Consider the following 22,195-nt stretch of genomic DNA (forward strand, 5'->3'; position numbering starts at 1 on the left):
GTTTATTCCCTGCCGTTTTTTGACCCATCCCACCGATTGACCAGCGCGCACGTGGCCGGGGACAAATCCGCCAGTCGCTTGACAAATTCTGTAGCGATCAATATAGAATAACCCTCAGCGTGCACTGGCCAAGAGCGTTTGCAGGTTGGCTTGCGCGAGCCATTTTTGAAACATCGCCTGATCTGGAGGAGCTATGCACTCAGTTTTTATCGTCGGTGGTTCGGGTAAAGTGGCCCGAAGCCTTGCTCAACAGCTGGCCGAACGAGGCCATCAACCACATTCGTTATACCGTCATGCGGAACAAGCCGAGGGCCTCAAAGCGCTCGGCGCCAACCCAGTTGCCGGTAACTTGCTTGAGCTTGACACAGAGGCACTGGCCAAGCTGATGGCAGGCAGTGATACCGTAGTATTCGCGGCCGGTGCCGGCGGCAAAGGTGGTGCACAGATGACGGACGCCATTGACGGTAAAGGCCTGGAGCTGTCTGTAGCCGCGGCTCGGCTAGCAGGCATTCAACGATTTATTCTAGTCTCGGCGTTTCCAGAAGCGTCGCGTGGAAAATCAGTTTCCGAGACCTTCGAAAACTACATGGCCGTGAAAAAACGCGCCGACGTGCACTTGGCCGCGAGCGATCTAGACTGGGTCATTCTGCGCCCCGGTACCTTGCTGGACTCACCCGGCAGTGGCAAGGTCCACGCGGGCCTGGCTATCCCCTATGGCGACGTGCCGCGCGACGACGTCGCCGCAGCCTTGTTGCAGATAATCGAACAGCCTGACGTGAGTCGCGTCATCATCGAACTGACCCAAGGCACCACACCGGTCAACGAGGCTATCCAGAACTTTGCGCGAGATTGCACTCCGGCATGAACGAGCCAAAAGTATTCAAGCTGTTGCTGGTCGGCGCAAGCGGGCTGGTTGGCAGCCATGTACTGGGTCTGGCCCTGGCGGATCCACGGGTCGGCAAAGTCTACGCGCCAACACGCAAGGCTTTGGCGGCGCACCCTAAACTCATTGCCACGCCCATCGATTTTGATCACTTGGACGAACAGGCTGATCTCTGGCATGCAGATGCTGTGATCTGCACGCTAGGTACCACGCTCAAAACAGCCGGCTCCAGAGCAGCCTTCGAGCGAGTCGACCACACCTATCCATTGGCAGTGGCCAGGCTCACACGCGCTCATGGAACGCCGACTTACGTGCTGAATTCGGCTATCGGCGCAGATGCTGGATCTTCGTTTTTCTATAACCAGGTCAAAGGCCGCCTGGAACAGGATCTGGCGAAGGTGGGGTTTGAATCGCTGACGTATGTGCGGCCGGGTGTCATCGCAGGCAAGCGGGATGAGGTGCGCCATGCCGAGCGTGCGCTGATCTTGATGCTAAAGCTTGCGTCGCCGCTGTTACCTGAACGCTGGCGTCTCAATCCACCGGTGCTGATTGCCCGGGCATTGCTTGAAGCCGCGATCAGTCAGGAGCCTGGCATTCATGTGGTGCCATCGAGCAGCATGACCAAGCCTGCCGATCGACACTAAGCCAACAAGCGTCGGCTCATATCAAGCGCAGCATCAAAAGGCTCACGTGTTCTGTTGACCTTGACCAACAACGAGGCGCCCAGCCACATCTGGTAGAGCGCTTCAGCCAATATTGCTGAATCAACGGACACACTGATGGAGCCGTCCGCCTTACCCTGCTCAACACAACGGATCATCCGCTCAATGATCAGGGCAGTGCCCTTCTCAAGTACACCGCGCATGTTTTCGGACAGATCACACACTTCCGCCCCCAATTTGACCACCAGGCATTTTTGATCGGTGTGATCAAACGCCTGTGTCTCGGCCCAATAGCGTAGATAGATCAGCAGACGTTCGGCGCCGGAGCCCTCACTGGCCAACTGCACATCGACACGCGTGAGGTACTCGTCAAAGTACTCTTCGAGCAGCGCTTGGCCGAACTCGTCCTTTGATCGAAAGTAGTGATAGAACGACCCTTTAGGCACACCCGCAGCCGCGAGCAGCTCGGTAAGGCCGACAGCGGTGTAACCTTTCTGGGTCATCAGCGACCGGGCGACATCAATGATGTGCTGGCGCATGTCATGGGCGGGTTTCTTCATAATGCGGCGCATGCTATCAAAAAAAACGATCAAGCGGCAGGCGCCCGGTGGAGCGCCTGCCGTTGTTCACATGTGCAGCAAGGATGAAGATGGGAACTCAACCCACCTGTTTCAACAGCGCAAATCTCGCAGGGCTCATCACCTTCATCATCAAGGCAGCGGCACAGCCCACGATGAATGAAATCATCACAATCATTTCCATGATGGAGGCTGCAAGTCCGGCATTCTCACCGCCAACCAGCGCGGGCAGATTCTGGACCGCCACGATCAGGCAACCGACCAACCCAAGGAAACCGCCGGTGGGTGCCACAACGGTGTTCCAGAACGGATGTGGCGTGTCGCTTCTGCGGAAAAACACCAGTACCGAAACACACGTCAGGGACAGGATCACCATGTAACCGAGTGTTCCCGCTGTCGCACCCCACGCATAGATCTGGGTGACCGGGTCCATTCCGATCAGCGCGCAAATGGTGACCGCCAGCAGCGACAACGCCGTTTGCAATACCGAGGACACAAAGGGTGAACCGTGTTTCTGATGCACACTCCCCAACTTTGAATGCAACACGCCAAAGCGTCCCAGCACGTATTGATAGCGAACGACGATGTTATGCAGCGACAACACACACGCAAATAGGCTGGTCACCAGCAAAACTTGCATGACATCCACAAACGCTTTGTTGGTGTATCGCTCCACCATGGTCAAATACATATCACCTGGGTGATCGGTCGCTTGCTGGACCACTTGCGACAACCCCACCCCGTTCACCTGGCACCACATCGACACGGCGTAGAACACGCCAATCACAAATACCGCAATGTAAGTCGCCTTTGGAATGGTCACATTCGGGTTCACCGCTTCTTCGCGATAGACCACCGTCGACTCAAACCCCGTGAAGCAATAGATGGCGAACATGATCCCAAGCCCCGGCGACCCCGACAGAATGGTGGTTGCCGAAAACGGCTCCAGCGCATCAGGGCCAATACTGCCGCTGCCGATAATGGCGGCGTCCACCACCAACACGACGAGAATTTCCAGCACCAATGCCACACCCAGGAATTTGCTGCTCAGTTCAATCTTCTGATAGCCCAGGATCCCTACCAACGCGGTAATAGCCAATGCCAGAAGCCACCAGGAAATAGTGATACCCAGCGTGGTCAGCAAAAGCTGCGACAAGGCGAAGCCGATGTAAGCCTCCAACGCCACCAGGATCATGAAGTACGAGATCACTGCCAGGGTCGCGGATCCCAACCCAATGGACCGACCCATGCCTTTCTGGATATAGGAATAGAACGCCCCTGCGTTGGTGATGTACCTCGACATGTAGATGAAACCCACGCTGAAGAGAAACATGATCACCGTTGCAATCATTGCGTCAAATGGCGCTGCGGCGCCATTGCCCATGGAAATAATCAGCGGCGTATTGGCAACCATCACGGTTAATGGCGCGGCCGTTGCGATCACCATCAGCACAATCGAGGTAACACCTAAAGACCCGGACAAGCCCGGTTTGTTATCAGTAATGCCTGGCTCTGCAGTGTGCATATTCGCCCCTATGGATATTGTTTTCCCGCAAGAGATCACTGATCTATCTTCGACGTCCCTGCCCTGACGGTTTCAGTAAGTTCGCAGTTGTCTGAACCGCAACTAAAGTGACGCGCGTTTAAAGGGAGTGCCCCTGATAGGCCGACTCACCGAATCGACAACATGCGTCGTGATCATTGTTGCGCCCGCGCTAAATTCCCCGCTATCCAATATCGGCGTGTGGTGCAGGCAAAACATGACTGTTTTTCAGTGCGCACCAAAAGGAAAACACCACGCTGCTTTACGGTGCATTTAGCGATCAATTCTTTTATCTGAAACGCTGATTGCGCGCGGCAATCTGGAACGAACATTGCTGCTTCTACCGCAGACTTCGGAGACTGTCGTGATGCAACCCAATCCAGATATCGCACTCCCGCCCACCGCACTTCCAAGAGTTGCATGTGAGCGATCAAATGACCCGTTCCTTCAATCGAGAATTCTTCCTGACTGGATGCAGGACTACACCCAGCTCTCCTGTGGCAACTTTGAAGGCGGCGTTGCGCGTGCGTCTCTTGGGCGAGTCCAAGTGTTCAGAGAATGGATCAACCAAGCCGTCGATCAACGCTCGGTCGCTGACACCGATGTCGTGATGATAGGTGTGACCTTGCATGCAGGGGCGTGCTCTTGGCAGAACAGGGAAATGCAGGCCGACTCGTTATTCATCATGCGTCAAGGTGAAGAAGCTCGTTTCTGTGCGACAACCAAGTCCGACATTCTTGCAGCGACGATTGACGTGTCATTCCTGAACGCGCTGTCCCAGGGTCTGTACGGGGTAAGCGCCGACCGCCTGGTCAACGGCGCCTGCCTGCTCAAAGGCGATACACAGGGGATCGCTCGATACAAATCCTTGCTGCTATCAGGCCTGGGTTCAGCCGTGGCGTGTCCGGACTCGATCGACAGTGAGGCCACGCGCCTGCAACTCTGCGAGGATGTCACCGTGGCGGCGCTTGAAGCGATGGGCAGTTTGTCCCATAGCTCATCCTCTTCACCTCGCGATCATCGGGTTCATCGCGCAATGGTAGACAGGGCGCGCGCGTTTATTTTGAGCCAACCAACCTCCAACCACTCTGTGGAGGCCTTGTGCGAATACTTGCACATGAGCAGGCGTGGACTGCACAGCGCATTCATTCAGGTGGTGGGCGTCAATCCATGCACCTATATCCGCCAGGTGCGCTTGCACGGTGCCCGCAAAGACATTTTAAGTGGGGTGCCTTCAGTGTCTGAAGCCGCTATGCGCTGGGGGTTTTGGCACTTTTGTATGTTCTCCCACTACTACAAAAACCAGTTTGGAGAGTTACCTTCGGAAACGTACCGCAACCCGCCCTGTGTCGGGATGGGAACCTGGCCCCCACTGAGTTGAAAGACCCTTCCAATAACAAAAATATGAATATATTTCCAAACGAAACATAACTATTATTTGCGCATGATCAAAGAACTGAAAACCCTTATCGCCGTAGCGAGAGAAGGCACGTTTGCAGCCGCCGGCAGCAAAATCGGCCTGACTCAGGCAGCGGTCAGCGCGCAGATGCAACGCCTTGAGGCCGAGCTTGGGGTCGAGTTGTTCGACCGCAAAGGGCGTTCGGCGCAACTCAATCAGATGGGGCATCAAGTGCTGGCGCAAGGCCAGGAACTGGTGCTTCAGTTTAAAAACCTGGGCACAAGCTCGGTGGGCCTGCCGGCCAGCGTTCTGGTGACTATCGGCGCGATTGCATCCGTTCAACGCTCTTATCTGCCGGAAGCGCTGGCTGAATTTCACCAGCGCTCCCCGGCCTGCAGAACACGCGTCATTCCGGGCCTTTCGATGGAGTTGGTGAACCATGTCGACTCGGGTGAAATCGACATGGCGGCAATTATCCGCCCACCCTTTTCTCTTCAAAGCGATCTGCGCTGGACAACCTTGGCGCGCGAACCGTATCGACTGATTGTTCCCGCCGATATGCCGGGAGACGACTGGGCTGAGTTGGTCTCAACCCAGCCCTTTATCCGCTACGATCGCTCATCTTTTGGCGGGCGCCAGGTTGATCGGTTCTTGCGACAGACCCATTTTTCATTGCATGAAGTCTGCGAACTCGACGAGCTCGATGCGATCATCAAGCTGGTCGCTAACGGCGTCGGTGTGGCCCTGGTACCGGAAACGGCCACCCGCAAAGAGTGGCCTGCTGAAGTGCGCGCGATCGACCTGAAACAGCGTACATTCCATCGCGATATCGGCCTGGTGCATCGCGCGCGCCGCAGCCTTACGGAACCGGTGAAACTGCTGGCGCAACTGATTACCGAGCAAGCGGTGAAAAAACACTAGAGGGGTCGCAAGGTTTATTCTTCGATCTTACGCGCACGAAGCAGCGTCCACCGCCCGCGCTCATCCAGAAACTTGCGGCCCGAATGGTTGATAAACCCCAACAGCACGCCCAGGCAAAGCGTGACCATGATGTAAAACCACTTGTCCGGACCAACAAAGAACGTACACGCGACGGCACCAAACATCATAGGAATATTTGAAAACAGCCCCCACGGGGTGAACAGCAAGTGCGTCGCGCACAGCGCTATGGTGACCAGGCCTACCGAAAGTGCAGACGCTACCAGCGGGTGCAAGCCCTCATGGGCGAACAGCGAATCCAGGTAGATAAAAACGAGCCCCCATACCACTCCTGCAACAGCACTCAGGCAGGCGTCCGCGAGTTTTTCGGCCTTGGCGCCACCACTCAGGTAGATAGGCAACGCAACAAATGTGCACGGCAGCGCGCCCAATAAACCGAGCGGGCTCATTAGATACAACAGCACATACAGCCCTACGGTAATTCCGATCCATATACTTAAATTCAACGAAAATCTTGTCGACATCCTATTCACTCCTGCAACGCGTTTATTGTTGTTTGTCGTGCATCAGGCGCTTCTGGAAAACATCGATTTGTACATTTTGTCGCGTGCGAACGTCAGCCAGGCCTCATGGGTCATGAGGCCTGGCTTTGTTGGCTCAACACTCAGCGACGCAGGCCTGCCTGCTTCAGCAATGGCATTACCCGCTCATTGAAAAACGGCAGTTCTTCGTTGTAATCAACCATGGTCAATAACGTACCGTCGACCCCGGTTTTCTTCAGGTCGATCAGGCCTTGGGCCACTTGCTCAGGCGAACCAATCAGTGGATAACCGCCCCAGCCCGCGATGAAGCGTTCCTTGAACTTCGCGTACATCTCTGCGGAGTGGTTCTGCGATTGGACTTGCAGCACATCGGCCAGGTTGTCGCACGCAACGCGGTCGCCCTTTTCTTTGACGTAGTAGTCGTAGTATTCGCGCGCTTCCTTTTCCGTTTCTCGCACAATGACCGGACACGATGTGAAGGTCCCCAGTTCCCGGCCAAACTTGGAGCGGGCCAGGTCCTTGACGTGCTTGACCCAGGCGGCGCCTTTCTCCATGTCCTGCATGAAGCCGAAGTTGAAATCGCAGTGCTTGGCCGTGAAATCCAGACCTTTACCCGACGACCCGGCGCAGATCATCACCGGGCGCCCCGCCTTGTTGTAAGGTTTGGGCTCCATGACGGCGTCTTTGGTCTTGTGGAAGTCACCGTTGTAATCCACACCATTACGCGCCCACAACGCAGCAACGATATCCATCCATTCATCCGCGTATTCGTAGCGCTGGTCGTGCTCCATCATCTCGCGACCAAACATCTCCATTTCCGGGGTAAACCAGCCGGTCACCAGGTTCAAGCCAAAACGGCCTTTGGAAATATGGTCGATGGTGGTCGCCATTTTAGCCGCAACGATCGGATGAATAGTGGGCACGTGGGTGGTGGAGAAAAACTGCAGCTTGGTGGTAACTGCAGCCATCGCAGCGGCCCAGGTGAACGTCTCCATGTTGGTGCCGTTGAAGTTGGTCTCACCACCGAAACCACGCCAACGCGCGATAGGTACCATGCACTCCCACCCCGCCGCTTCCAGCTGCTGAGCGATCTTTACGTTGTGCTCGAAGGTCGGCTCAAACGTGGATTCAGCCGTGGTGATTGCGCAGGCGTTTGAGCAGTTGGTTCCGAACACACCCAATTTCAGCGCGTTGTCGTTGAACATAGGGTTGCCGGTTTCGTGAAAGCGTTCTTGCATGTCCATTTCACATTCCTCTTTTTATTGTTGTTGATGCTTACGGAGCGCTGGGTCAGACGCCCATATCGTCAAACACTTCCTGCGCCAGGCGGAAGCCATCAATCGAAGCCGGCACACCACAATAAATGGCCACCTGGAGCAGTACTTCGCGAATTTCTTCTTTGCTCAAACCATTGTTGATCGCGCCGCGCACATGCAACTTCAACTCATGGGGACGGTTCAACGCCGAAATCATGCCCAGGTTCAGGAACGAGCGTGTACGACGATCCAGACCCGGACGATTCCAAATAGCGTCCCAGCAATACTCGGTCACCAACTCCTGAACCGGCCAGTTAAAGTCAGTGGCCTTGGCAATGGAACCATCCACATAAGCTTCACCCAGCACTTCACGGCGGGTCTTGAGGCCGTCGTGGAAACGCTCGGAAAGTTGGTTGCCATCGGGCGAAGTAATTTTTGCTTGGCTGTTCATTTCATTTTCCTCGGGGTGAGTTAATACCTTGGCGACCCTATGACTGCCTACACAGCCATCGCGCTAAAGTGTTGCGGTTAAAAATTCTGGGTTGGAGCTATGCCACCAAACTGGGCCTTACTTGTTTAGCGCTAACAGCATTCGCTGCTTTCCACACAATCAACTCTGCAATCGAAATGATGATGAGATCGTTCTGCTGTGCGAACACTTCAAGGTCGGCGCGACGCGCCATGCTGCCGTCGTCCTTGAGGATCTCGCAGATCACCCCTACCGGTGATAACCCTGCCAGCTCAGCAAGATCAACAGCCGCCTCGGTGTGACCGGCGCGCTCTTCAACGCCACCGTTGCGTGCGATCAGCGGGAAAATATGCCCTGGCCTTGAAAGTGCCTGCGCCGTCGTGTCAGCCGCAGCAAGGGCTCGAAGCGTCAACGCGCGCTCTGCCGCTGAAACGCCGGTGGTGACGCCGGCTATCAAATCGACAGAAACGGTAAACGCGGTTTTCATAGAGTCGGTGTTGCGTTCCACCATCAGCGGTAATTCCAAGCGCCGCGCAATGCGTTCAGGCATCGGCGCGCAGACGATCCCACGGCATCGGCTGACCATAAACGTCAACGCCTGCGTGGTGGCGAACTCGGCAGCCATCACGACATCGCCTTCGTTTTCGCGGCTCTCGTCATCCACCACGATCACCATCCCGCCGGTAGCGATGACTTCCAGTGCTTTCTCAATCGTTGCAAAGCCCATAACAACCTCTACGGTCTCAAGTCTCAGGAGATATCACTTGATCGCGGCGGATCTGGCGAAGCGCCCGTCTTCGTACAAAAGTGGAGAAATATCCGGCCGGGTATCGACCCACAGCACTCGGCCAAAAATCACATCGTGAGAGCCGATGGTCGCGACCTCACACACCTCGCACACCAGCGCCGCCTGCGCGTCGGCCAGCACCGGCACGCCGTGCTGCTCTACCCACTGGCCATGCTCAAAGCGCTCCTGCCCTTTGAGCTGGCCGCTGAAAATCGGCACCAGATCGACGTGGGAGAGGTGCAGCATGTTCACCGCGAAGCGACCGCTCACCTCCAGCGCAGTACTGATGGAGGCCGAGCGATTGACGCAGACGAGGATGGTGGCGGGATCGGCAGTCACCGACTGCACCGCCGTCGCAGCCATACCGAACGGCTGGCCCAAGTGGCGCGTGGTGATCAGCGAGATGGTCGACGTCAATCGACGCATTGCCAGCTTGAAGTCGTTAACGAGTTCTTTTTCTTGTTGTTGTTCTTTCATGTCTGCCTCTTCCAAGGAGTCCCATGGGGTGTTGGAATGAAAACCTACAGATCGTCAGACAATCTGTCAAAATATTTTGCATGATTGACAGATTGTCTGACGACTTTTATAAGTGATCGAGCATTTAATTCAACGAGGGACACACCCATGCCACGCACGCTGTATGGCCATATGAAATCCAGCAACGTCATGAAAGTCGTCTGGCTGATGGACGAGCTGGGGCTCGACTACGAGAGGATCGACTTGGGCAATGTCTTCGGCGGGCTTGAAGAGGACGATTACCGCGGGATGAACCCCACCAGTCTGGTTCCAACCCTGGTCGACGGTGACTTCACGATCTGGGAAAGCAACGCAGTGATGCGCTACCTGTGCAACGCTTATGCACCGACCAGCACCCTCTACCCGGCGGCGCCCAAGCTACGTGCGTTGGTCGACCAGTGGCTGGACTGTCAGCAGACACAGCTCACACGACCACAGACCGTGGTGTTCTTCCAGTTGATTCGCACCGCCCCGGAAAAACGCGATACACCCGCGCTGGAAACCGCCATCCGCGAAGCCAGCAAGGTCTGGGGCTGGATAGAGCAGCGCCTGGCCACACATGAGTACATCTGCGGGCAAACGATGACCATCGCCGACATTGCCTGGGCTGTGCACGCACACCGTTGGCTGAACATGGACTTCGACCGGGCGGAATTGCCCAACCTCAAGGCCTGGTACGCAAGGTTGCTCAAGCATCAATCCTTCCGCCAGAAATGGGCCGGCCCGGTAGTTTGATCAGAGAGATGAGTGCTATGGAATTACACAATAAGGTCTGCATCGTCACGGGCGCCGCCAGCGGCATCGGTAAAGCGGTAGCCACACTTTTTGCAAAAAACGGGGCGTCGGTGATCGTGGCCGATGTGAACATCGAGGCGGCGCGTGCTACGGCGGATGAGATCAACGCTTTCGCAATCGCATGCAATGTCGCCGTGAACGCCGACGTACAGTCGATGGTAGAAACGGTCATTGAGCATTTTGGCCGCATCGACGTGCTGGTAAACAACGCCGGCTTCGGCATGACCGGCAACGTTGTCACCATCGAGGAAGAGGATTGGGACCGTCTGATGTCGGTCAATCTCAAAGGCATGTTTCTGTGTGCCAAGCATGTGGTGCCCGTCATGGCCAGGCAGAAGTCCGGGTCCATCATCAACACCACGTCCTATACAGCCACCAGCGCGATTGCCAACCGTACCGCCTATGTGGCCTCCAAAGGCGGGGTATCGGCGCTCACACGTGCAATGGCACTGGACCATGCTGCAGATGGCATCCGCGTGAATGCCGTCGCGCCGGGCACCATCGACAGCCCTTACTTCGACCGGATTTTTGCCCAGTCAGATAACCCGCAGGCCCTGCGAGCAGCGTTCGACGCACGCGCCGTGTTGAATCGAATGGGGCAGCCGGAGGAGATCGCCGAAGCCTTCCTGTTTCTCGCCTCCGACCGCTCACGCTTTGCGACCGGCAGCATTCTGACGGTGGATGGCGGATCTTCAATCGGCAACCACTTGGTTGACTGACCTATACCTGTGACCTTTGCCCGGTGAATGCCGGGCTTTTTTTGCACACCATAAACGAAAGCCGCCGGCCACCACGAAGGGCTAAACCGGCGGCCTGTTCCCGCGTAATCAGGCGGTAGTCAGCCCTGCTCGCTGTGCAGCATGGGCCAGGCCCTGCATTAGATAATGCCGAAAGTGATCCGGATGCTCAGTCATCGGAAAATGCCCTAGCCCGTCCATCACCAGGTGTAACGAACCCGGTATCAACTCGGCCAGTTTGGCGCCGTCCGCTGGCGTAGCCGAGTAATCATAAGTGCCCGAAAGCAGCGCCACCGGTGTGCGCCCTGCATCGATTCGCGGCGCGGTCACGGCCCCGTCGAACTCGTCGCTGTAGAACGCCAAGTCACCGGGATAGATACCCGGGCCGCCCTGGGAGTAAATCCAGCTGGCGCGGCGCCGATCCTCGACAGGGCTGGTCGGGCTCATCAAACCTCGTACATAGGCGCCGTTATGCAGCCCGCCATGGACTTGCACGTGATTTTGGTAGGGGTTGCGGCGGCCACGCGACTGGAAGGGCGGCTCCAGCGCCACCACACCGATCAATTGCTCAGGGTGTTCGGCCGCCAGCACCAGTGACATCGCAGCGCCCATGGAACCGCCGACAACGATGGCCGGCGCGCCGATCACCTGCTCAATAAACGCCGTGCACCATTGTTGATAACGTTCGCTGGTCAGCAGGTATGGTGCTCCATCCCACGTTCGCGGTGGCATCGATTTACCATGGAACGGAAGATCGATCGCATACATACGAAATTGCTGCGCCATCTGGACGTCCGCCATCTGCGCGAAATACTGTCGCCCATCAGCACCTGCAGTGTGCAGGAACAGCAAGGGGATACCCTCCCCGGCCACTTCGTAATACATCTCGTAAGCCTGCCCCGCCGCGTGCACCTCGGCATACTGGCCTTGAATCTGGGAAAGGGACCGCTCGACGGCGCCTGCCGGGGTAGCAGGGGTCAGGGTGACCAGCTCGAACAAACGCTCGAGAAACGGTCGCGCCTGGGCAATCAGTTGTGCATCGCCGCTCACCTCAAATGCCGGGTTGGCAATCTGCAGCGCTGTAAAGCTGTGGTAGGTGGCAGCCGGCGGAGTAGACAACACGCGCGCCCACTCAGGTTCGTCGGCCTCGATGCGGATTGTTGGCTCACCTGTAAAGCCTTTGAATAGTCGCCCGTCGACAACACTCAGCCCAATCGACTGCTCCCCTACGCTGAACTCGACAGCCACCGATAACCCAGGCGCAAGCCGACGCAGCTCGGGGTCCGGGTAAGCGTCAACCAGCCGCTGATTCAAACTGATGAAAGTCATTATTTTTCTCCTGCGCCACTGTTGCAGTGCCGCGTCATCACGTCAGTGTCCTACCGCCCAAAGCGGGCTGCATAGCGTGCAAGCCGGTGCGCATTTATCAACTGCCAGGCGACAGGATAAAGGCGAGACCACGCCGTGATGAATATCCAGATTTGCAGACAATCTGTCAATCGTACAAAACTACGCTTCCTCCTCTACACTCTCCAGATAGCTGATAGCCACATTGGCCGAAAGCTGGATATGCTTGCGACAGGCCTCCCCTGCCCTGGCACCGTCTCTGGCTTTGATCGCTGCAACGATCTCTTTGATCTCCTCAACCGAATGCTGGAGCCGCCCCGGTTGCGTCATGGACATTGCCCGCAACAGCGTGATGCGGTTATGCAGGGTCGTCAGCATCTGGACAATGAAGACGTTGTTGCTGCCCTCCATCAAGCACACATAGAACTGGGTTTTCGCCTCGATCAGGGCATCACGTGCAACACGCGTGCTATCCAGGTCGCGATCGGGATATTGCCAGTACTGTTGGGCACGAAATTCGAACATCGCTGCCGCTTCCTCCAGCCGACGGATCTGCGCGTCGGTACCGAGCACGGCGAATTCCTGGCCTGAAAAGCTCTCCAGCAGACCGCGCACGGCATAGAGCTGGCGCGTTTCATCCAGGGAGATCTTGTTCACCGACGGCCCTTTGTGAGGGTTGCAGGTAATCAAGCCTTCCGCCTCGAGTTGGCGCAGTGCCTCACGAATGGAGGTACGCCCAACCCCTGTCATCTCACACAGTTCACGCTCGACCAAGCGCTGACCAGGGCGCAACACGCCGGTAGAGATAGCTTCCCGAATCTTGTCTTCCACTAACAAACGCAGGGTCGCGCCACGTTTGGGAACCTGGAGGCTTGATTCACTCATCGACACACTCTCCTCATAGGGATCTTAATTTCTCAGGGCAATTCACAGGTCATTAGTCGAGTACGGCAACGGTGAATGCCGAAACCCGAGCCCTCCGGAAAGCGCAGTGCAACCCCAGAGATTGTCTGATTGTATGTGAACAAAGCGCTAAACAGCTACCCAAGGCGGATTTGCGGACATGATTGTGCGCTGATCCGGTAGCAGAAATAGGAAGATATATAAGAAAGAATCAGTAAGGCGTCCGACCTATAGCGTCCGAACGCCCTGCCAAATGGTCGAATTTAAGGAATCGCCTTAAACTGATTAAGGCGCTTCATGCGTTTGGAAAATCTTGCTAATGACCGTCCACTTGCCATCGACTTTCAACAGATGGAAAAAGTCCGTGAAGGAAATACCTGACATGTCGTTGGCGTCAATGCGAGCGCTAGCCGCGGTACCGACGATCTCGATGCGGGTAATCGCAGCCTTTGCGTCAGGAGATGGGCGAAAATCTTTGTCGACCCCCTCGAACAGTATTGGAATCGCACCGCCTTCCAGCTTGCCATTGGCGCCGACGCTGTACATCGTCGCATGTTCATTGAAAGCGGGTTTCATGATATTGCTGTTGGCCTGCTTGCAACCCTCAATATACTTGTTAAGCACCTCTGTAATAGCTTGATAGTCTTCTACATATGTAGGTTTGCTGACTGATTTACCACTGATAACTTGCGGATTGCTCGGTGAGTTTTCTGCTTGAGCCAACGCGCCAAAGCTCGAAATCAAGGCCACAAAAAACAACTGCTTAATAGATATAACTTTCATTTAGTCGCTCTTCGTAGGGAGTGCAATTATGGATAGTTTTTCAACGGCAAACGCTCAAATCTGCTGTTCGCAAGCAGCCTCGCAATGAGATGCACAAGGTATTTTCAATAACTACGCCCGCAGTTACACCGCGACTTGCGGGTTTCAGGACGTTTCCATGTATATGTCTGAGGGCTAAGCAGCCTTAACTACCTCAGACTCAAGGACGACAGAAGCTCAAGCGACATGGGTATGAAAAATCTTGCTGACGACCGTCCACTTGCCATCGACTTTCAGCAGATGGAAAAAGTCGGTGAAAGAAATGCCTGACATGTCGTTGGCGTCGATGCGCGCGCTGGCCGCCGTACCGACAATCTCAATGCGGACGATAGCTGCCGGTGCATCTGGAGAGGGGCGAAAACCCTCATCAATCCCCTTGAACAGGATTGGAATTGCGCCACCGGCCAGCTTACCGTCGCCATCGACGCTAAACATGGTCGCTTGTTCATTGAAAGCTGGCTTCATGAGGCTGCTTTTTGCTTGCTTGCAGCCCTCGATGTACTGGTTCAGCACCTCGGTGACGGCTTGATATTCGTGTACGTAAGTAGGTTTGCTCATGGTTGACTCCTGCTTCATAGGATTGAAGATTAGCGCGCCCCAGCGGCGCGCGTTCGACGTGGACAAGTTCAGGCTTTGGTATCAAGCCATACAGACCCGTAACGCGTGTAGGCAGCAGGAATCTCAATGATTTCTTTCAAATTATCTGCTGCCGTGCGCACCCAGAACGGATCACGCAGCATTTGTCGGCCGACAAACACCAAGTCAGCTCGGCCGTTTTGCAGGATGTCTTCGGCCTGACGCCCACTCTGGATGACACCCACCGCACCCGTCGCAATATGCAATTCTTTGCGCAGCAACTCAGCGGCCGGTACTTGGTAACCAGGATAGGTCTGCACCTTGATCATCTTGATCCCGCCGGAGCTGCAGTCGATCAGATCGACGCCCTGCTCTTTCATCCAGCGACCGTATTCAAGGAACGACTCGGGGGTATTCCCGCCTTCGGCGTAATCAGAGCTGGAGATACGAACAAACAGAGGGCGATCGCCCCAATGGGTTTTGACTTCCTCCAGCACTTCGCGCAGGAAGCGATAGCGACGCTTGGCATCACCGCCATATTCGTCGTCGCGGGTATTGGCGAGTGGTGAGAGGAACTCACTCAGCAAATAACCATGTGCGGCATGGATCTCAAGCACATCAAAGCCCGCTTCACTGGCACGTCGTGCGGCATCGCCGTAGAGCTTTACCAACCCCGGAATTTCCTCAGCCGCGAGTGCGCGAGGCACGGGGCTGGTTTCGGTGAACGGGATAGCCGATGGCGCGATGTGAATGAGATTGGGCAGGTCAGCGTTGCGCCCCGCATGGCCGATCTGAGCACCGGCTTTTGCACCAAAGCTGTGAAGCAGTTCGGTCAGCGCTTTCAAGCCGACGATGTGTGCGTCGCTCCAGATACCGAGGTCACCGGCCCCGATACGACCGTCGGCGTGGACTGCCAACGTTTCCGGGAAAATCAGCCCCGCCTGGCCCAACGCGCGAGCACCGTAATGCACTCGGTGCCACTCAGTGACAAAGCCATCATCGGCAGCCATGTGCATGCACATGGGCGACATGACCACGCGGTTTTTCAGTTTAAGGCCTTTGATTTCATGAGGAGACAGCAGCAAACTCATCTAACTAATTCCATAGTGGTCGATATGGAATAATGATAATGTGCACATCCGATTCGCGTAAGTACGCACATTTTTGTGCTGTAGGTACATTTTTTATACCTAGGAGATCCCTTTGAAGAAATGCACCCCACAGAGTGAAGTGGAAGCGTTTGCCTGTCCTGTCGCCTTCACAGTGGATGTCATCGGCGGCAAATGGAAATCGCTCATACTGTTCCATCTGATGTCAGGAACTAAGCGGTTCAACGAAATGCGCCGGCTGATGCCAGATGTGACCCAGAGAATGCTCACACTACAACTCAGAGAGCTGGAGACAGATAAGATTATCCATCGCGAAATCTATCGAGAGGTCCCGCCCAAGGTCGAGTATTCCCTAACAGAATTAGGTAACACGCTTGCCCCTCTGATCAGCGCGATGCGGGAGTGGGGAGCGGTGCATGAGAGTGCAATCCTGGCATTCAGGCGCGCTGAGATTGATGCAAATTCATTTGAATCGCTCGCCTGACTTTAGATTCTTGTCAGGCAGGCGAACGCCCCAACGCAGGATAGAGAACTAGCACTGGGGCGTGGACTATGGTGGAACCCGATCCACCTCGATGCCCCCTTACCGAGCGCTTCTGGCCAACTGCTCGTAAGCCAGACGAGCGGATTGACCCACTACTTGGCGATGGACGTGACGCCCCTCCCCCTGGGATCAGATACGGGTTCAGGCACGCCGTGTTCCACCTTGATTGCCTGGATATCACCATTGAAGCCCTGGTTTGCGAGGTTATAGCCTGCGCCTTCAACAGCCGTCGCCAGTTGCCCAGAAATCGGTGCATAGGGTTCCCAGAAGATCGTGTTGGCAGGCAGCAACTGGTGGTGAAAGCGCATCGCGCCCACCGCGTCTTTCAGCCCCAGGTGGAAGTCATACACGTTACTGACGACCTGGAAGATGGAAGTAAAAATCCGCGAGCCACCGGGTGTACCGATCACCAAGGCAACTTTGCCGTCCTTCAGGAAAATCGTCGGAGTCATCGAAGACAAGGGCCGCTTTCCGGGTTCGATAGCATTGGTATCAGTGCCCACGACGCCCATCTGATTGGGCACCCCAGCCAGTGCCGAAAAGTCATCCATCTCGTCATTGAGCAAAATACCGGTTTTTTCTGCGACCACACCGGAGCCGAAAAAGCCATTGAGCGTGTAGGTGTTGGAAACGGCATTGCCCCATCTATCGACGATTGAGAAGTGCGTGGTCTGGGGTTTCTCCGGCGATTCGATATTCAAACCGGCGACGACCTTATTGGTGTCCGAAGGGACCGACAAATTGACCTGCGACGCCCGACCCGCCAGGTAGTGCTCGTCGATCAACTCATGCACCGGCACCGTGTAAAAATCCGGATCGCCCAGGTACTGCGCCCGATCGGCAAACACCCGCTTCTCGATCTCCGCCACCAGGTGCATATAGCGCGCGGAATTGAGCGGCACGCCCTGGAAATCCTCGCGGCGCATCTCTTTCATCTTCAACAGTTGCACGAGCGCGACCCCGCCGGAGCTGGGCGGTGGAGCGGTGACAATCTGAAAGCCATTCCAGTTGGCTTGTATGGGATCTCGCCACACGGCTTTGTAGTCGGCCAGGTCCTGCGTGCTGATCAGCCCGCCATTGGCACTCATATCGGTCACGATCAGCGCAGCGGTTTTACCAGCGTAAAAACCTTTCGGTCCCTGCGCGGCGATGCGCTTGAGAACCGCCTCAAGTTCAGGCTGCTTGAAGGTAGTGCCTGCCTGCAGCTTGCCGAAATGTTCAGCGAAGTTGGTTTTACCGGCAAAGCGTTTTTCATTTTCGCTCGTAGCGATACTGGCCAGTGCTTCATCGACGACGAAACCATGGTGCGCATAGTGAATGGCCGGCTCGATCAGTTGCGTCCATTTGAGCTTGCCAAAGCGTTTGTGCGCTTCCCACAAACCGGCGACCGTACCCGGTACGCCCACCGACCGGTGGCCGATCACACTGCCTTGCGGTTGGTCGGCAGCAATCACTTTTTTACCCGAGCTGTCGACGAACATGTCTCGCGTCGCTTTCAGCGGCGCACGCTCGCGGTAATCGAGAAAGTAGGGTTTGCCCTTGAAGTAGACGGTCATGAAACCGCCGCCGCCGATATTCCCGGCTTCGGGGTAGGTCACGGCCAGGGAAAAGGCAACGGCGACAGCCGCATCCACGGCATTCCCGCCTTTGGCAAAGATTGCGTTGGCCGTGTCCGCAGCAAATTGGTCAGGTACGGCCACCGCAGAATGCGTCAATGCCGTGCGTGGGCTGGCGACCGCCAGTTGATAAGTTCCCATAAATAGCAACACCATCCATAGTGCAACGCAGCGACGCGCCCGATAGAACACTGATTTCTTGCACATAGACCACCTGTTTTTTTTATAAATAATGGCAGCACAGTGGCAACTAACAGGGCACGATTATTTATCTGAATCGAGCACCCGGGCGCCTGAAAAGAATCAACACGCAACAACTTCTTATTGGTTTGTCAGCCAAAAAAAGAGCCCTCGACGCGGTTAACGTGGAAGGCTCTTGTGTGTCGCTGATTAAGCGTTCTGCTCGACCCCTACTGAGCTTTTTCGCTCCAGAGGGGCTTTCTCCCACTTGGCGATGACCAGGGGGGCAATTGCATTACCCAGCACGTTCAAAGTGGTGGTGCCGCTGTCGATGATCCGAAAGATCCCGGCAATCAACGCGACCCCTTCCAGCGGCAGCCCGGCAGACGCCAAGGTGGCCGACAGGATGATGATGGCAAAACCAGGTACACCCGCAGCGCCCTTGGATGTGAGCACCATCGTGACCACCAGCAAAATCTGCTGAGTCAGTGACAGGTCGATGCCATAGAGCTGGGCAATGAAGATCGTCGCCACACCGAGGAAGATCGAAGCACCGTCCAGGTTGAACGCATAACCCACCGGCACCACGAAGCTGACGATGCGCCGAGGCACGCCGTAGGCTTCCAGCTTGGTCATCAACTGCGGCATGACGGCTGCAGAGGCTGCACTTGAGAACGCCAGAATCAGCTCATCGCGGAAGTACTTGATCAACTTGAAGACGTTTTCGCCGATCAGGTAGCAGATACCGCCGAGCATCACCAGCGCAAAGGTAATCAGCGCCAGGTACACCACACCGATCAACTTGAGCAACGGCAGCAACGAGGCGAATCCGAAGGTCGCTACAGTGGCGCCGATCATGCCAAATACACCGATCGGTGCGTAGGCCATGACAAACGACACCACCTTGAACATTGCGTCGGAGAAGCCCTGCACAACCGCTACAACCGGTGCACTCTTGGCTTTGGGCAGCGTGTTCAACGCCATGCCCAGCAGCACCGCAAAGAACAGCACCGACAGCAACTTCCCTTCCGACATCGCGACAATCACGTTATCGGGCACGATGTTCTGCAGGATGATCAGCGCGCCTTTCGACGGCTCCATATGCACGGCTGCTGCGTTATGCGCGATGCCCGCGATTTCGGTGCCCTTACCCGGCTCGAAAATGTTGGCGAAGCACAAGCCAAGCACGATGGCGAGGCTGGTGATTGCAAAGAAGTAGATCAGCGACTTTGCGCCCATGCGACCGAACGATTTGTTATCTCCGCCCCCGGCAATGCCAAGGATCATGCAGCAGAAAACAATCGGCACCACGACCATCTTCATCATCTTGATGAAGATATCACCGAGCGGTTTAAGGATTTCGGTACTGACCCAGACTTGATTTTCCGGGTGGGTATTGAAATACCAACCTACGAGCACGCCAAGCAACAGCCCGGCAACGATTTGCCAAACTAAGGGGATACGTTTCATGTCTAGCCTTTTTGTTGGAATGAAAGGACTGCGTGACGGCAGTAGCTAGATTCATGAGCTTCCAGCTCATTTAAGTTTTCCTGGCGCACTCTTTGGCGTGCGCCAGGTTTTTATTATTTAGCGAAGAGCTGGCTCATATCCTTGAACGCCTTGAACTCCAGCGCGTTGCCACATGGGTCGAACAGGAACATGGTGGCCTGCTCGCCGACCTGGCCTTTAAAGCGGATGTAGGGTTCGATCACAAACTTGGTCGCACGCGCTTTCAGGCGTTCGGCCAGGGCTTCCCATTGCGCCCACTCCAGGATGATGCCGAAGTGCGGAACCGGTACGTCGTGGCCGTCTACCGGGTTGCTGTGCACGCTTTCCTGCGAAGCAGTTTTTGGGTGCTCATGGATGACCAGTTGATGGCCGTAGAAATCGAAGTCTACCCATTGGTCGCTAGAGCGACCTTCGGAAAGACCGAACACCTCACCGTAGAAGTGACGTGTGGCGGCCAGGTCATACACCGGGATGGCGAGGTGAAAAGGAGAAAGACTCATCAGGACTCCGATAACAATTTTTATTGGTTTGTGGTGCCGGACACCGTGGTCGCTGCCCGACGGCTTTTTGAAGGTGGATTTATGCTAAAGCCGCTCCACCTTAAAAAAAATCAATATAAATTTTTCACAAACACAATTTTATTTTGTCAATCAGTGATCTCTGTTTACTGCTCCCAACCCGCCTGAATCGCATGAGTGATTTGATCGACAAACACCCTTGTCTTCGTCGGAACCAACCGCCCCGGAGGCATCACGGCGTAGATCCCACCCGCTTCCGAGCCCTCCCATTGCGGCAGTATTTGCACCAGCGTGCCATCGCGCACCGCCGCGCCAGCCAGCCAATCAGGCGTGAGAATGATCCCAACACCCTCCACCGCCGCCAGTAAAAGCGACTCCGAACTGTCGGATATCAGCGGCCCCGTCGGTCGAAAAGTCTTTTGCTGGCTGCCGTTTTTCAGCACCCAATCCGGCCAGCTGGAGAGGCTGCAGAATCCCAGACACGCATGCTCGGCCAACGCCTCCAGGGTGTCAGGCTGACCATGCGACGCTATGTACTTGGGCGCGGCATATAGCCGATTGCGAAAAGGCGCGATCTGTTTGGCTACCAGCGTGCTGTCGCGCAGAACGCCGACGCGAATCGCAACATCGAAGCCTTCCGCCACGACATCCACGAACCGATCAGCAAAGCGCGCGTCAACGCGAATTTTTGGGTGCTGGGCAATAAACGCCGGCAGCAGCGGCGCGACCCAACGGCGGCCAAAGGTGATGGGCAGTGACACCCTGAGCAACCCTTGGGGGCTGGTGGCGAAGTTACTCGCCTCCTGGCTTGCGCCATCCAACTCATCCAGCAATGCGCGAACCCGTTGGTAATACAGTGTGCCCACCTCCGTCAGAGCCACGCGTCGCGTAGTCCTGGAGAGCAGACGTATGCCAAGCCGCTCCTCCAACTGCCCGACCCGACGCGAAACAATCGTAGCGTCACGTCCTATCACTTTCGCTGCTTCGGTGAAGCTGAGCGCTTCCACCACTGCCACAAACGCGGATAACTCATCCAGCGTCACACGGCCCAACAACTCGTGCATTTTTTGCATGATAGTTATTCACCACCCAAAGATTATCTCTAATTATGCAGCTGTTAGCCTAAGTACAACATTCAAACCTGATAGAGGAAACCGTAATGAAGACTTTTCTAAGCATCGGCACCGGACCTGGCATTGGCTATGAAACAGCTGCACGTTTCGCCCGTGAAGGCTTCCGGGTCGTTCTCAGCGCGCGCAACCGGGACAAGACCCGGGCACTGGTAAAGCGCCTGCAAGAGGCCGGTTATGAGGCTTACGCCGAGCAGGTCGATGCCGCAGACCCGCAGGCCATCGCACAGTTGATCGAACATACCCACACACGCTTTGGCGGGCTCGATGTGACGCACTACAACGCCGCGATCATTCGCCAGGCGTCCCTTGCCGAGCAGCCGCTCGAAACGTTCAACCACGACCTCAACGTCAACATCGGTGGCGCACTGGCCGCGGCGCAGGCCAGCCTCAACCTCATGTACGCGCGCCAGAGCGGCACACTCCTGCTCACGGGTGGCTTCTTCGGCATCGAGCCGAATGCCGATTACCTTTCGTTGAGCCTGGGTAAGGCCGGTATTCGTGCCCTGACGGCGGGCCTCTTCGAGTCGGCCAAAACCCACAACGTGCATGTGGCTACGGTTACTGTGGCTGCGTTCGTCGAGCCGGAATCCGAGGAGGCCGTTGGCATTGCGAAGGCGTTCTGGGACCTGCACAACCAGAAAATGTCCGACTGGACGGCAGAAGTCACCTACTCGCGTTAATTCCTGGCGTAACAACGCACAGCTTTCCAGTGAGCACCGCCAAAAGCCGTGCTCACTTTGCGTTTCAAGGCCTGTCTTCGTAACGCAGGAGCCGTACATCGACACACGACAATGTTAAATATTGTTAAATTAAAAAATAACTTCACATAATC

24 protein-coding genes are annotated in these 22,195 nt (G+C 55.9%); 8 read left to right on the forward strand and 16 right to left on the reverse strand.

Annotation, left to right across the window (positions count from 1 at the left end):
• The first annotated feature begins 193 nt into the window (after positions 1–193).
• Both GIW02_RS23185 and GIW02_RS23190 read left to right on the forward strand, forming a co-directional pair.
• Entirely contained in the window at positions 194–865 is a 672-nt protein-coding gene (locus tag GIW02_RS23185) for an NAD(P)-binding oxidoreductase (RefSeq protein ID WP_236417400.1), read from the forward strand.
• Complete coding sequence (locus tag GIW02_RS23190; RefSeq protein WP_236417398.1) at positions 862–1,527, forward strand: Rossmann-fold NAD(P)-binding domain-containing protein; 666 nt, start codon at positions 862–864, stop codon at positions 1,525–1,527. Before GIW02_RS23185 ends, GIW02_RS23190 begins: the two co-directional genes overlap by 4 nt.
• On the opposite strand, the gene GIW02_RS23195 is transcribed toward GIW02_RS23190, so the two are convergent.
• Both GIW02_RS23195 and GIW02_RS23200 read right to left on the reverse strand, forming a co-directional pair.
• Positions 1,524–2,105 carry a TetR/AcrR family transcriptional regulator gene (locus GIW02_RS23195; RefSeq protein ID WP_236417396.1) on the reverse strand — a complete coding sequence of 194 codons (582 nt, stop codon included), beginning with the start codon at positions 2,103–2,105 and terminating at the stop codon, positions 1,524–1,526. The genes GIW02_RS23190 and GIW02_RS23195 overlap by 4 nt on opposite strands.
• Positions 2,106–2,202: 97 nt before the next feature.
• Positions 2,203–3,648, reverse strand: coding sequence for an APC family permease (locus tag GIW02_RS23200; RefSeq protein WP_236417394.1), 1,446 nt, complete (start codon positions 3,646–3,648; stop codon positions 2,203–2,205).
• 385 nt (positions 3,649–4,033) lie between these two features.
• Between GIW02_RS23200 and GIW02_RS23205 the strand changes: the two genes are divergently transcribed.
• Together GIW02_RS23205 and GIW02_RS23210 are read left to right on the forward strand one after the other, a co-directional pair.
• Positions 4,034–5,047: a helix-turn-helix domain-containing protein gene (locus GIW02_RS23205; RefSeq protein ID WP_236417432.1), complete on the forward strand. Its 1,014-nt coding sequence runs from the start codon at positions 4,034–4,036 to the stop codon at positions 5,045–5,047.
• A gap of 63 nt (positions 5,048–5,110) precedes the next feature.
• The gene (locus tag GIW02_RS23210; RefSeq protein WP_236417392.1) at positions 5,111–5,986 is read left to right on the forward strand and encodes a LysR family transcriptional regulator; all 876 of its coding nucleotides are present in this window, start codon (positions 5,111–5,113) and stop codon (positions 5,984–5,986) included.
• Between the two features lie 14 nt (positions 5,987–6,000).
• On the opposite strand, the gene GIW02_RS23215 is transcribed toward GIW02_RS23210, so the two are convergent.
• From GIW02_RS23215 to GIW02_RS23235, 5 genes are all read right to left on the reverse strand, one after another.
• On the reverse strand, positions 6,001–6,528 hold the full coding sequence (locus tag GIW02_RS23215) for a DUF1097 domain-containing protein (protein ID WP_236417391.1): 528 nt from the start codon (positions 6,526–6,528) through the stop codon (positions 6,001–6,003).
• Between the two features lie 140 nt (positions 6,529–6,668).
• Complete coding sequence (locus GIW02_RS23220) at positions 6,669–7,790, reverse strand: LLM class flavin-dependent oxidoreductase (RefSeq protein WP_110623609.1); 1,122 nt, start codon at positions 7,788–7,790, stop codon at positions 6,669–6,671.
• 46 nt (positions 7,791–7,836) lie between these two features.
• Complete coding sequence (locus GIW02_RS23225) at positions 7,837–8,253, reverse strand: carboxymuconolactone decarboxylase family protein (protein WP_034105481.1); 417 nt, start codon at positions 8,251–8,253, stop codon at positions 7,837–7,839.
• A gap of 97 nt (positions 8,254–8,350) precedes the next feature.
• Positions 8,351–8,998, reverse strand: a complete 648-nt coding sequence (ribB, locus tag GIW02_RS23230; protein ID WP_236416985.1) for a 3,4-dihydroxy-2-butanone-4-phosphate synthase — start codon at positions 8,996–8,998, stop codon at positions 8,351–8,353.
• A 33-nt stretch (positions 8,999–9,031) separates the two neighbouring features.
• Entirely contained in the window at positions 9,032–9,535 is a 504-nt protein-coding gene (locus tag GIW02_RS23235) for a flavin reductase family protein (RefSeq protein ID WP_236416987.1), read from the reverse strand.
• Between the two features lie 147 nt (positions 9,536–9,682).
• Between GIW02_RS23235 and GIW02_RS23240 the strand changes: the two genes are divergently transcribed.
• Together GIW02_RS23240 and GIW02_RS23245 are read left to right on the forward strand one after the other, a co-directional pair.
• The gene (locus GIW02_RS23240) at positions 9,683–10,309 is read left to right on the forward strand and encodes a glutathione S-transferase family protein (protein ID WP_236416989.1); all 627 of its coding nucleotides are present in this window, start codon (positions 9,683–9,685) and stop codon (positions 10,307–10,309) included.
• 17 nt (positions 10,310–10,326) lie between these two features.
• Positions 10,327–11,088, forward strand: coding sequence for an SDR family oxidoreductase (locus tag GIW02_RS23245; protein WP_236422096.1), 762 nt, complete (start codon positions 10,327–10,329; stop codon positions 11,086–11,088).
• Between the two features lie 108 nt (positions 11,089–11,196).
• Here the strand turns inward: GIW02_RS23245 and GIW02_RS23250 are convergent, their stop codons facing one another.
• From GIW02_RS23250 to namA, 5 genes are all read right to left on the reverse strand, one after another.
• Positions 11,197–12,435: an alpha/beta fold hydrolase gene (locus GIW02_RS23250; RefSeq protein WP_236417001.1), complete on the reverse strand. Its 1,239-nt coding sequence runs from the start codon at positions 12,433–12,435 to the stop codon at positions 11,197–11,199.
• A 180-nt stretch (positions 12,436–12,615) separates the two neighbouring features.
• Complete coding sequence (locus GIW02_RS23255) at positions 12,616–13,338, reverse strand: GntR family transcriptional regulator (RefSeq protein ID WP_236417003.1); 723 nt, start codon at positions 13,336–13,338, stop codon at positions 12,616–12,618.
• A gap of 303 nt (positions 13,339–13,641) precedes the next feature.
• Positions 13,642–14,100 (reverse strand): nuclear transport factor 2 family protein, encoded by a 459-nt coding sequence (locus tag GIW02_RS23260; RefSeq protein WP_236417018.1) that lies wholly within the window; start codon positions 14,098–14,100, stop codon positions 13,642–13,644.
• Positions 14,101–14,355: 255 nt separating this feature from the next.
• Positions 14,356–14,736, reverse strand: coding sequence for a nuclear transport factor 2 family protein (locus GIW02_RS23265; RefSeq protein ID WP_236417005.1), 381 nt, complete (start codon positions 14,734–14,736; stop codon positions 14,356–14,358).
• A gap of 68 nt (positions 14,737–14,804) precedes the next feature.
• Positions 14,805–15,845: an NADPH dehydrogenase NamA gene (gene namA / locus GIW02_RS23270; protein WP_236417007.1), complete on the reverse strand. Its 1,041-nt coding sequence runs from the start codon at positions 15,843–15,845 to the stop codon at positions 14,805–14,807.
• 112 nt (positions 15,846–15,957) lie between these two features.
• On the opposite strand from namA, the gene GIW02_RS23275 reads away from it, so the two are divergent.
• The gene (locus GIW02_RS23275) at positions 15,958–16,347 is read left to right on the forward strand and encodes a winged helix-turn-helix transcriptional regulator (protein WP_236417009.1); all 390 of its coding nucleotides are present in this window, start codon (positions 15,958–15,960) and stop codon (positions 16,345–16,347) included.
• Between the two features lie 152 nt (positions 16,348–16,499).
• On the opposite strand, the gene ggt is transcribed toward GIW02_RS23275, so the two are convergent.
• The 4 genes from ggt to GIW02_RS23295 all read right to left on the reverse strand — a co-directional run bounded on the left by ggt (position 16,500) and on the right by GIW02_RS23295 (position 21,303).
• Positions 16,500–18,179 carry a gamma-glutamyltransferase gene (gene ggt, locus GIW02_RS23280; RefSeq protein ID WP_456361595.1) on the reverse strand — a complete coding sequence of 560 codons (1,680 nt, stop codon included), beginning with the start codon at positions 18,177–18,179 and terminating at the stop codon, positions 16,500–16,502.
• 234 nt (positions 18,180–18,413) lie between these two features.
• Positions 18,414–19,673 carry a cation:dicarboxylate symporter family transporter gene (locus tag GIW02_RS23285; protein ID WP_236417011.1) on the reverse strand — a complete coding sequence of 420 codons (1,260 nt, stop codon included), beginning with the start codon at positions 19,671–19,673 and terminating at the stop codon, positions 18,414–18,416.
• Positions 19,674–19,786: 113 nt separating this feature from the next.
• Complete coding sequence (locus tag GIW02_RS23290) at positions 19,787–20,212, reverse strand: VOC family protein (protein WP_032885513.1); 426 nt, start codon at positions 20,210–20,212, stop codon at positions 19,787–19,789.
• 164 nt (positions 20,213–20,376) lie between these two features.
• The gene (locus tag GIW02_RS23295; RefSeq protein WP_236417013.1) at positions 20,377–21,303 is read right to left on the reverse strand and encodes a LysR family transcriptional regulator; all 927 of its coding nucleotides are present in this window, start codon (positions 21,301–21,303) and stop codon (positions 20,377–20,379) included.
• A gap of 86 nt (positions 21,304–21,389) precedes the next feature.
• On the opposite strand from GIW02_RS23295, the gene GIW02_RS23300 reads away from it, so the two are divergent.
• Positions 21,390–22,043: an SDR family NAD(P)-dependent oxidoreductase gene (locus GIW02_RS23300; protein WP_236417015.1), complete on the forward strand. Its 654-nt coding sequence runs from the start codon at positions 21,390–21,392 to the stop codon at positions 22,041–22,043.
• Positions 22,044–22,195 lie beyond the last annotated feature (152 nt).

Source organism: Pseudomonas syringae (assembly GCF_021606685.1).
Taxonomy (GTDB): Bacteria; Pseudomonadota; Gammaproteobacteria; order Pseudomonadales; family Pseudomonadaceae; genus Aquipseudomonas; species Aquipseudomonas syringae_R.

Excerpts from the sequence above, each read along its gene's own strand:
- namA (WP_236417007.1), bottom strand. The coding sequence starts at position 15,845 with ATGAGTTTGCTGCTGTCTCCTCATGAAATCAAAGGCCTTAAACTGAAA.
- GIW02_RS23295 (WP_236417013.1), bottom strand. The coding sequence starts at position 21,303 with ATGCAAAAAATGCACGAGTTGTTGGGCCGTGTGACGCTGGATGAGTTA.
- GIW02_RS23225 (WP_034105481.1), bottom strand. The coding sequence starts at position 8,253 with ATGAACAGCCAAGCAAAAATTACTTCGCCCGATGGCAACCAACTTTCC.
- ggt (WP_456361595.1), bottom strand. The coding sequence starts at position 18,179 with ATGGTGTTGCTATTTATGGGAACTTATCAACTGGCGGTCGCCAGCCCA.
- GIW02_RS23195 (WP_236417396.1), bottom strand. The coding sequence starts at position 2,105 with ATGAAGAAACCCGCCCATGACATGCGCCAGCACATCATTGATGTCGCC.
- GIW02_RS23265 (WP_236417005.1), bottom strand. The coding sequence starts at position 14,736 with ATGAGCAAACCTACTTACGTACACGAATATCAAGCCGTCACCGAGGTG.
- GIW02_RS23245 (WP_236422096.1), top strand. The coding sequence starts at position 10,327 with ATGGAATTACACAATAAGGTCTGCATCGTCACGGGCGCCGCCAGCGGC.
- GIW02_RS23300 (WP_236417015.1), top strand. The coding sequence starts at position 21,390 with ATGAAGACTTTTCTAAGCATCGGCACCGGACCTGGCATTGGCTATGAA.
- GIW02_RS23255 (WP_236417003.1), bottom strand. The coding sequence starts at position 13,338 with ATGAGTGAATCAAGCCTCCAGGTTCCCAAACGTGGCGCGACCCTGCGT.
- GIW02_RS23285 (WP_236417011.1), bottom strand. The coding sequence starts at position 19,673 with ATGAAACGTATCCCCTTAGTTTGGCAAATCGTTGCCGGGCTGTTGCTT.
- GIW02_RS23290 (WP_032885513.1), bottom strand. The coding sequence starts at position 20,212 with ATGAGTCTTTCTCCTTTTCACCTCGCCATCCCGGTGTATGACCTGGCC.
- GIW02_RS23220 (WP_110623609.1), bottom strand. The coding sequence starts at position 7,790 with ATGGACATGCAAGAACGCTTTCACGAAACCGGCAACCCTATGTTCAAC.
- ribB (WP_236416985.1), bottom strand. The coding sequence starts at position 8,998 with ATGGGCTTTGCAACGATTGAGAAAGCACTGGAAGTCATCGCTACCGGC.
- GIW02_RS23200 (WP_236417394.1), bottom strand. The coding sequence starts at position 3,648 with ATGCACACTGCAGAGCCAGGCATTACTGATAACAAACCGGGCTTGTCC.
- GIW02_RS23185 (WP_236417400.1), top strand. The coding sequence starts at position 194 with ATGCACTCAGTTTTTATCGTCGGTGGTTCGGGTAAAGTGGCCCGAAGC.
- GIW02_RS23235 (WP_236416987.1), bottom strand. The coding sequence starts at position 9,535 with ATGAAAGAACAACAACAAGAAAAAGAACTCGTTAACGACTTCAAGCTG.
- GIW02_RS23205 (WP_236417432.1), top strand. The coding sequence starts at position 4,034 with ATGCAACCCAATCCAGATATCGCACTCCCGCCCACCGCACTTCCAAGA.
- GIW02_RS23250 (WP_236417001.1), bottom strand. The coding sequence starts at position 12,435 with ATGACTTTCATCAGTTTGAATCAGCGGCTGGTTGACGCTTACCCGGAC.
- GIW02_RS23210 (WP_236417392.1), top strand. The coding sequence starts at position 5,111 with ATGATCAAAGAACTGAAAACCCTTATCGCCGTAGCGAGAGAAGGCACG.
- GIW02_RS23190 (WP_236417398.1), top strand. The coding sequence starts at position 862 with ATGAACGAGCCAAAAGTATTCAAGCTGTTGCTGGTCGGCGCAAGCGGG.
- GIW02_RS23215 (WP_236417391.1), bottom strand. The coding sequence starts at position 6,528 with ATGTCGACAAGATTTTCGTTGAATTTAAGTATATGGATCGGAATTACC.
- GIW02_RS23240 (WP_236416989.1), top strand. The coding sequence starts at position 9,683 with ATGCCACGCACGCTGTATGGCCATATGAAATCCAGCAACGTCATGAAA.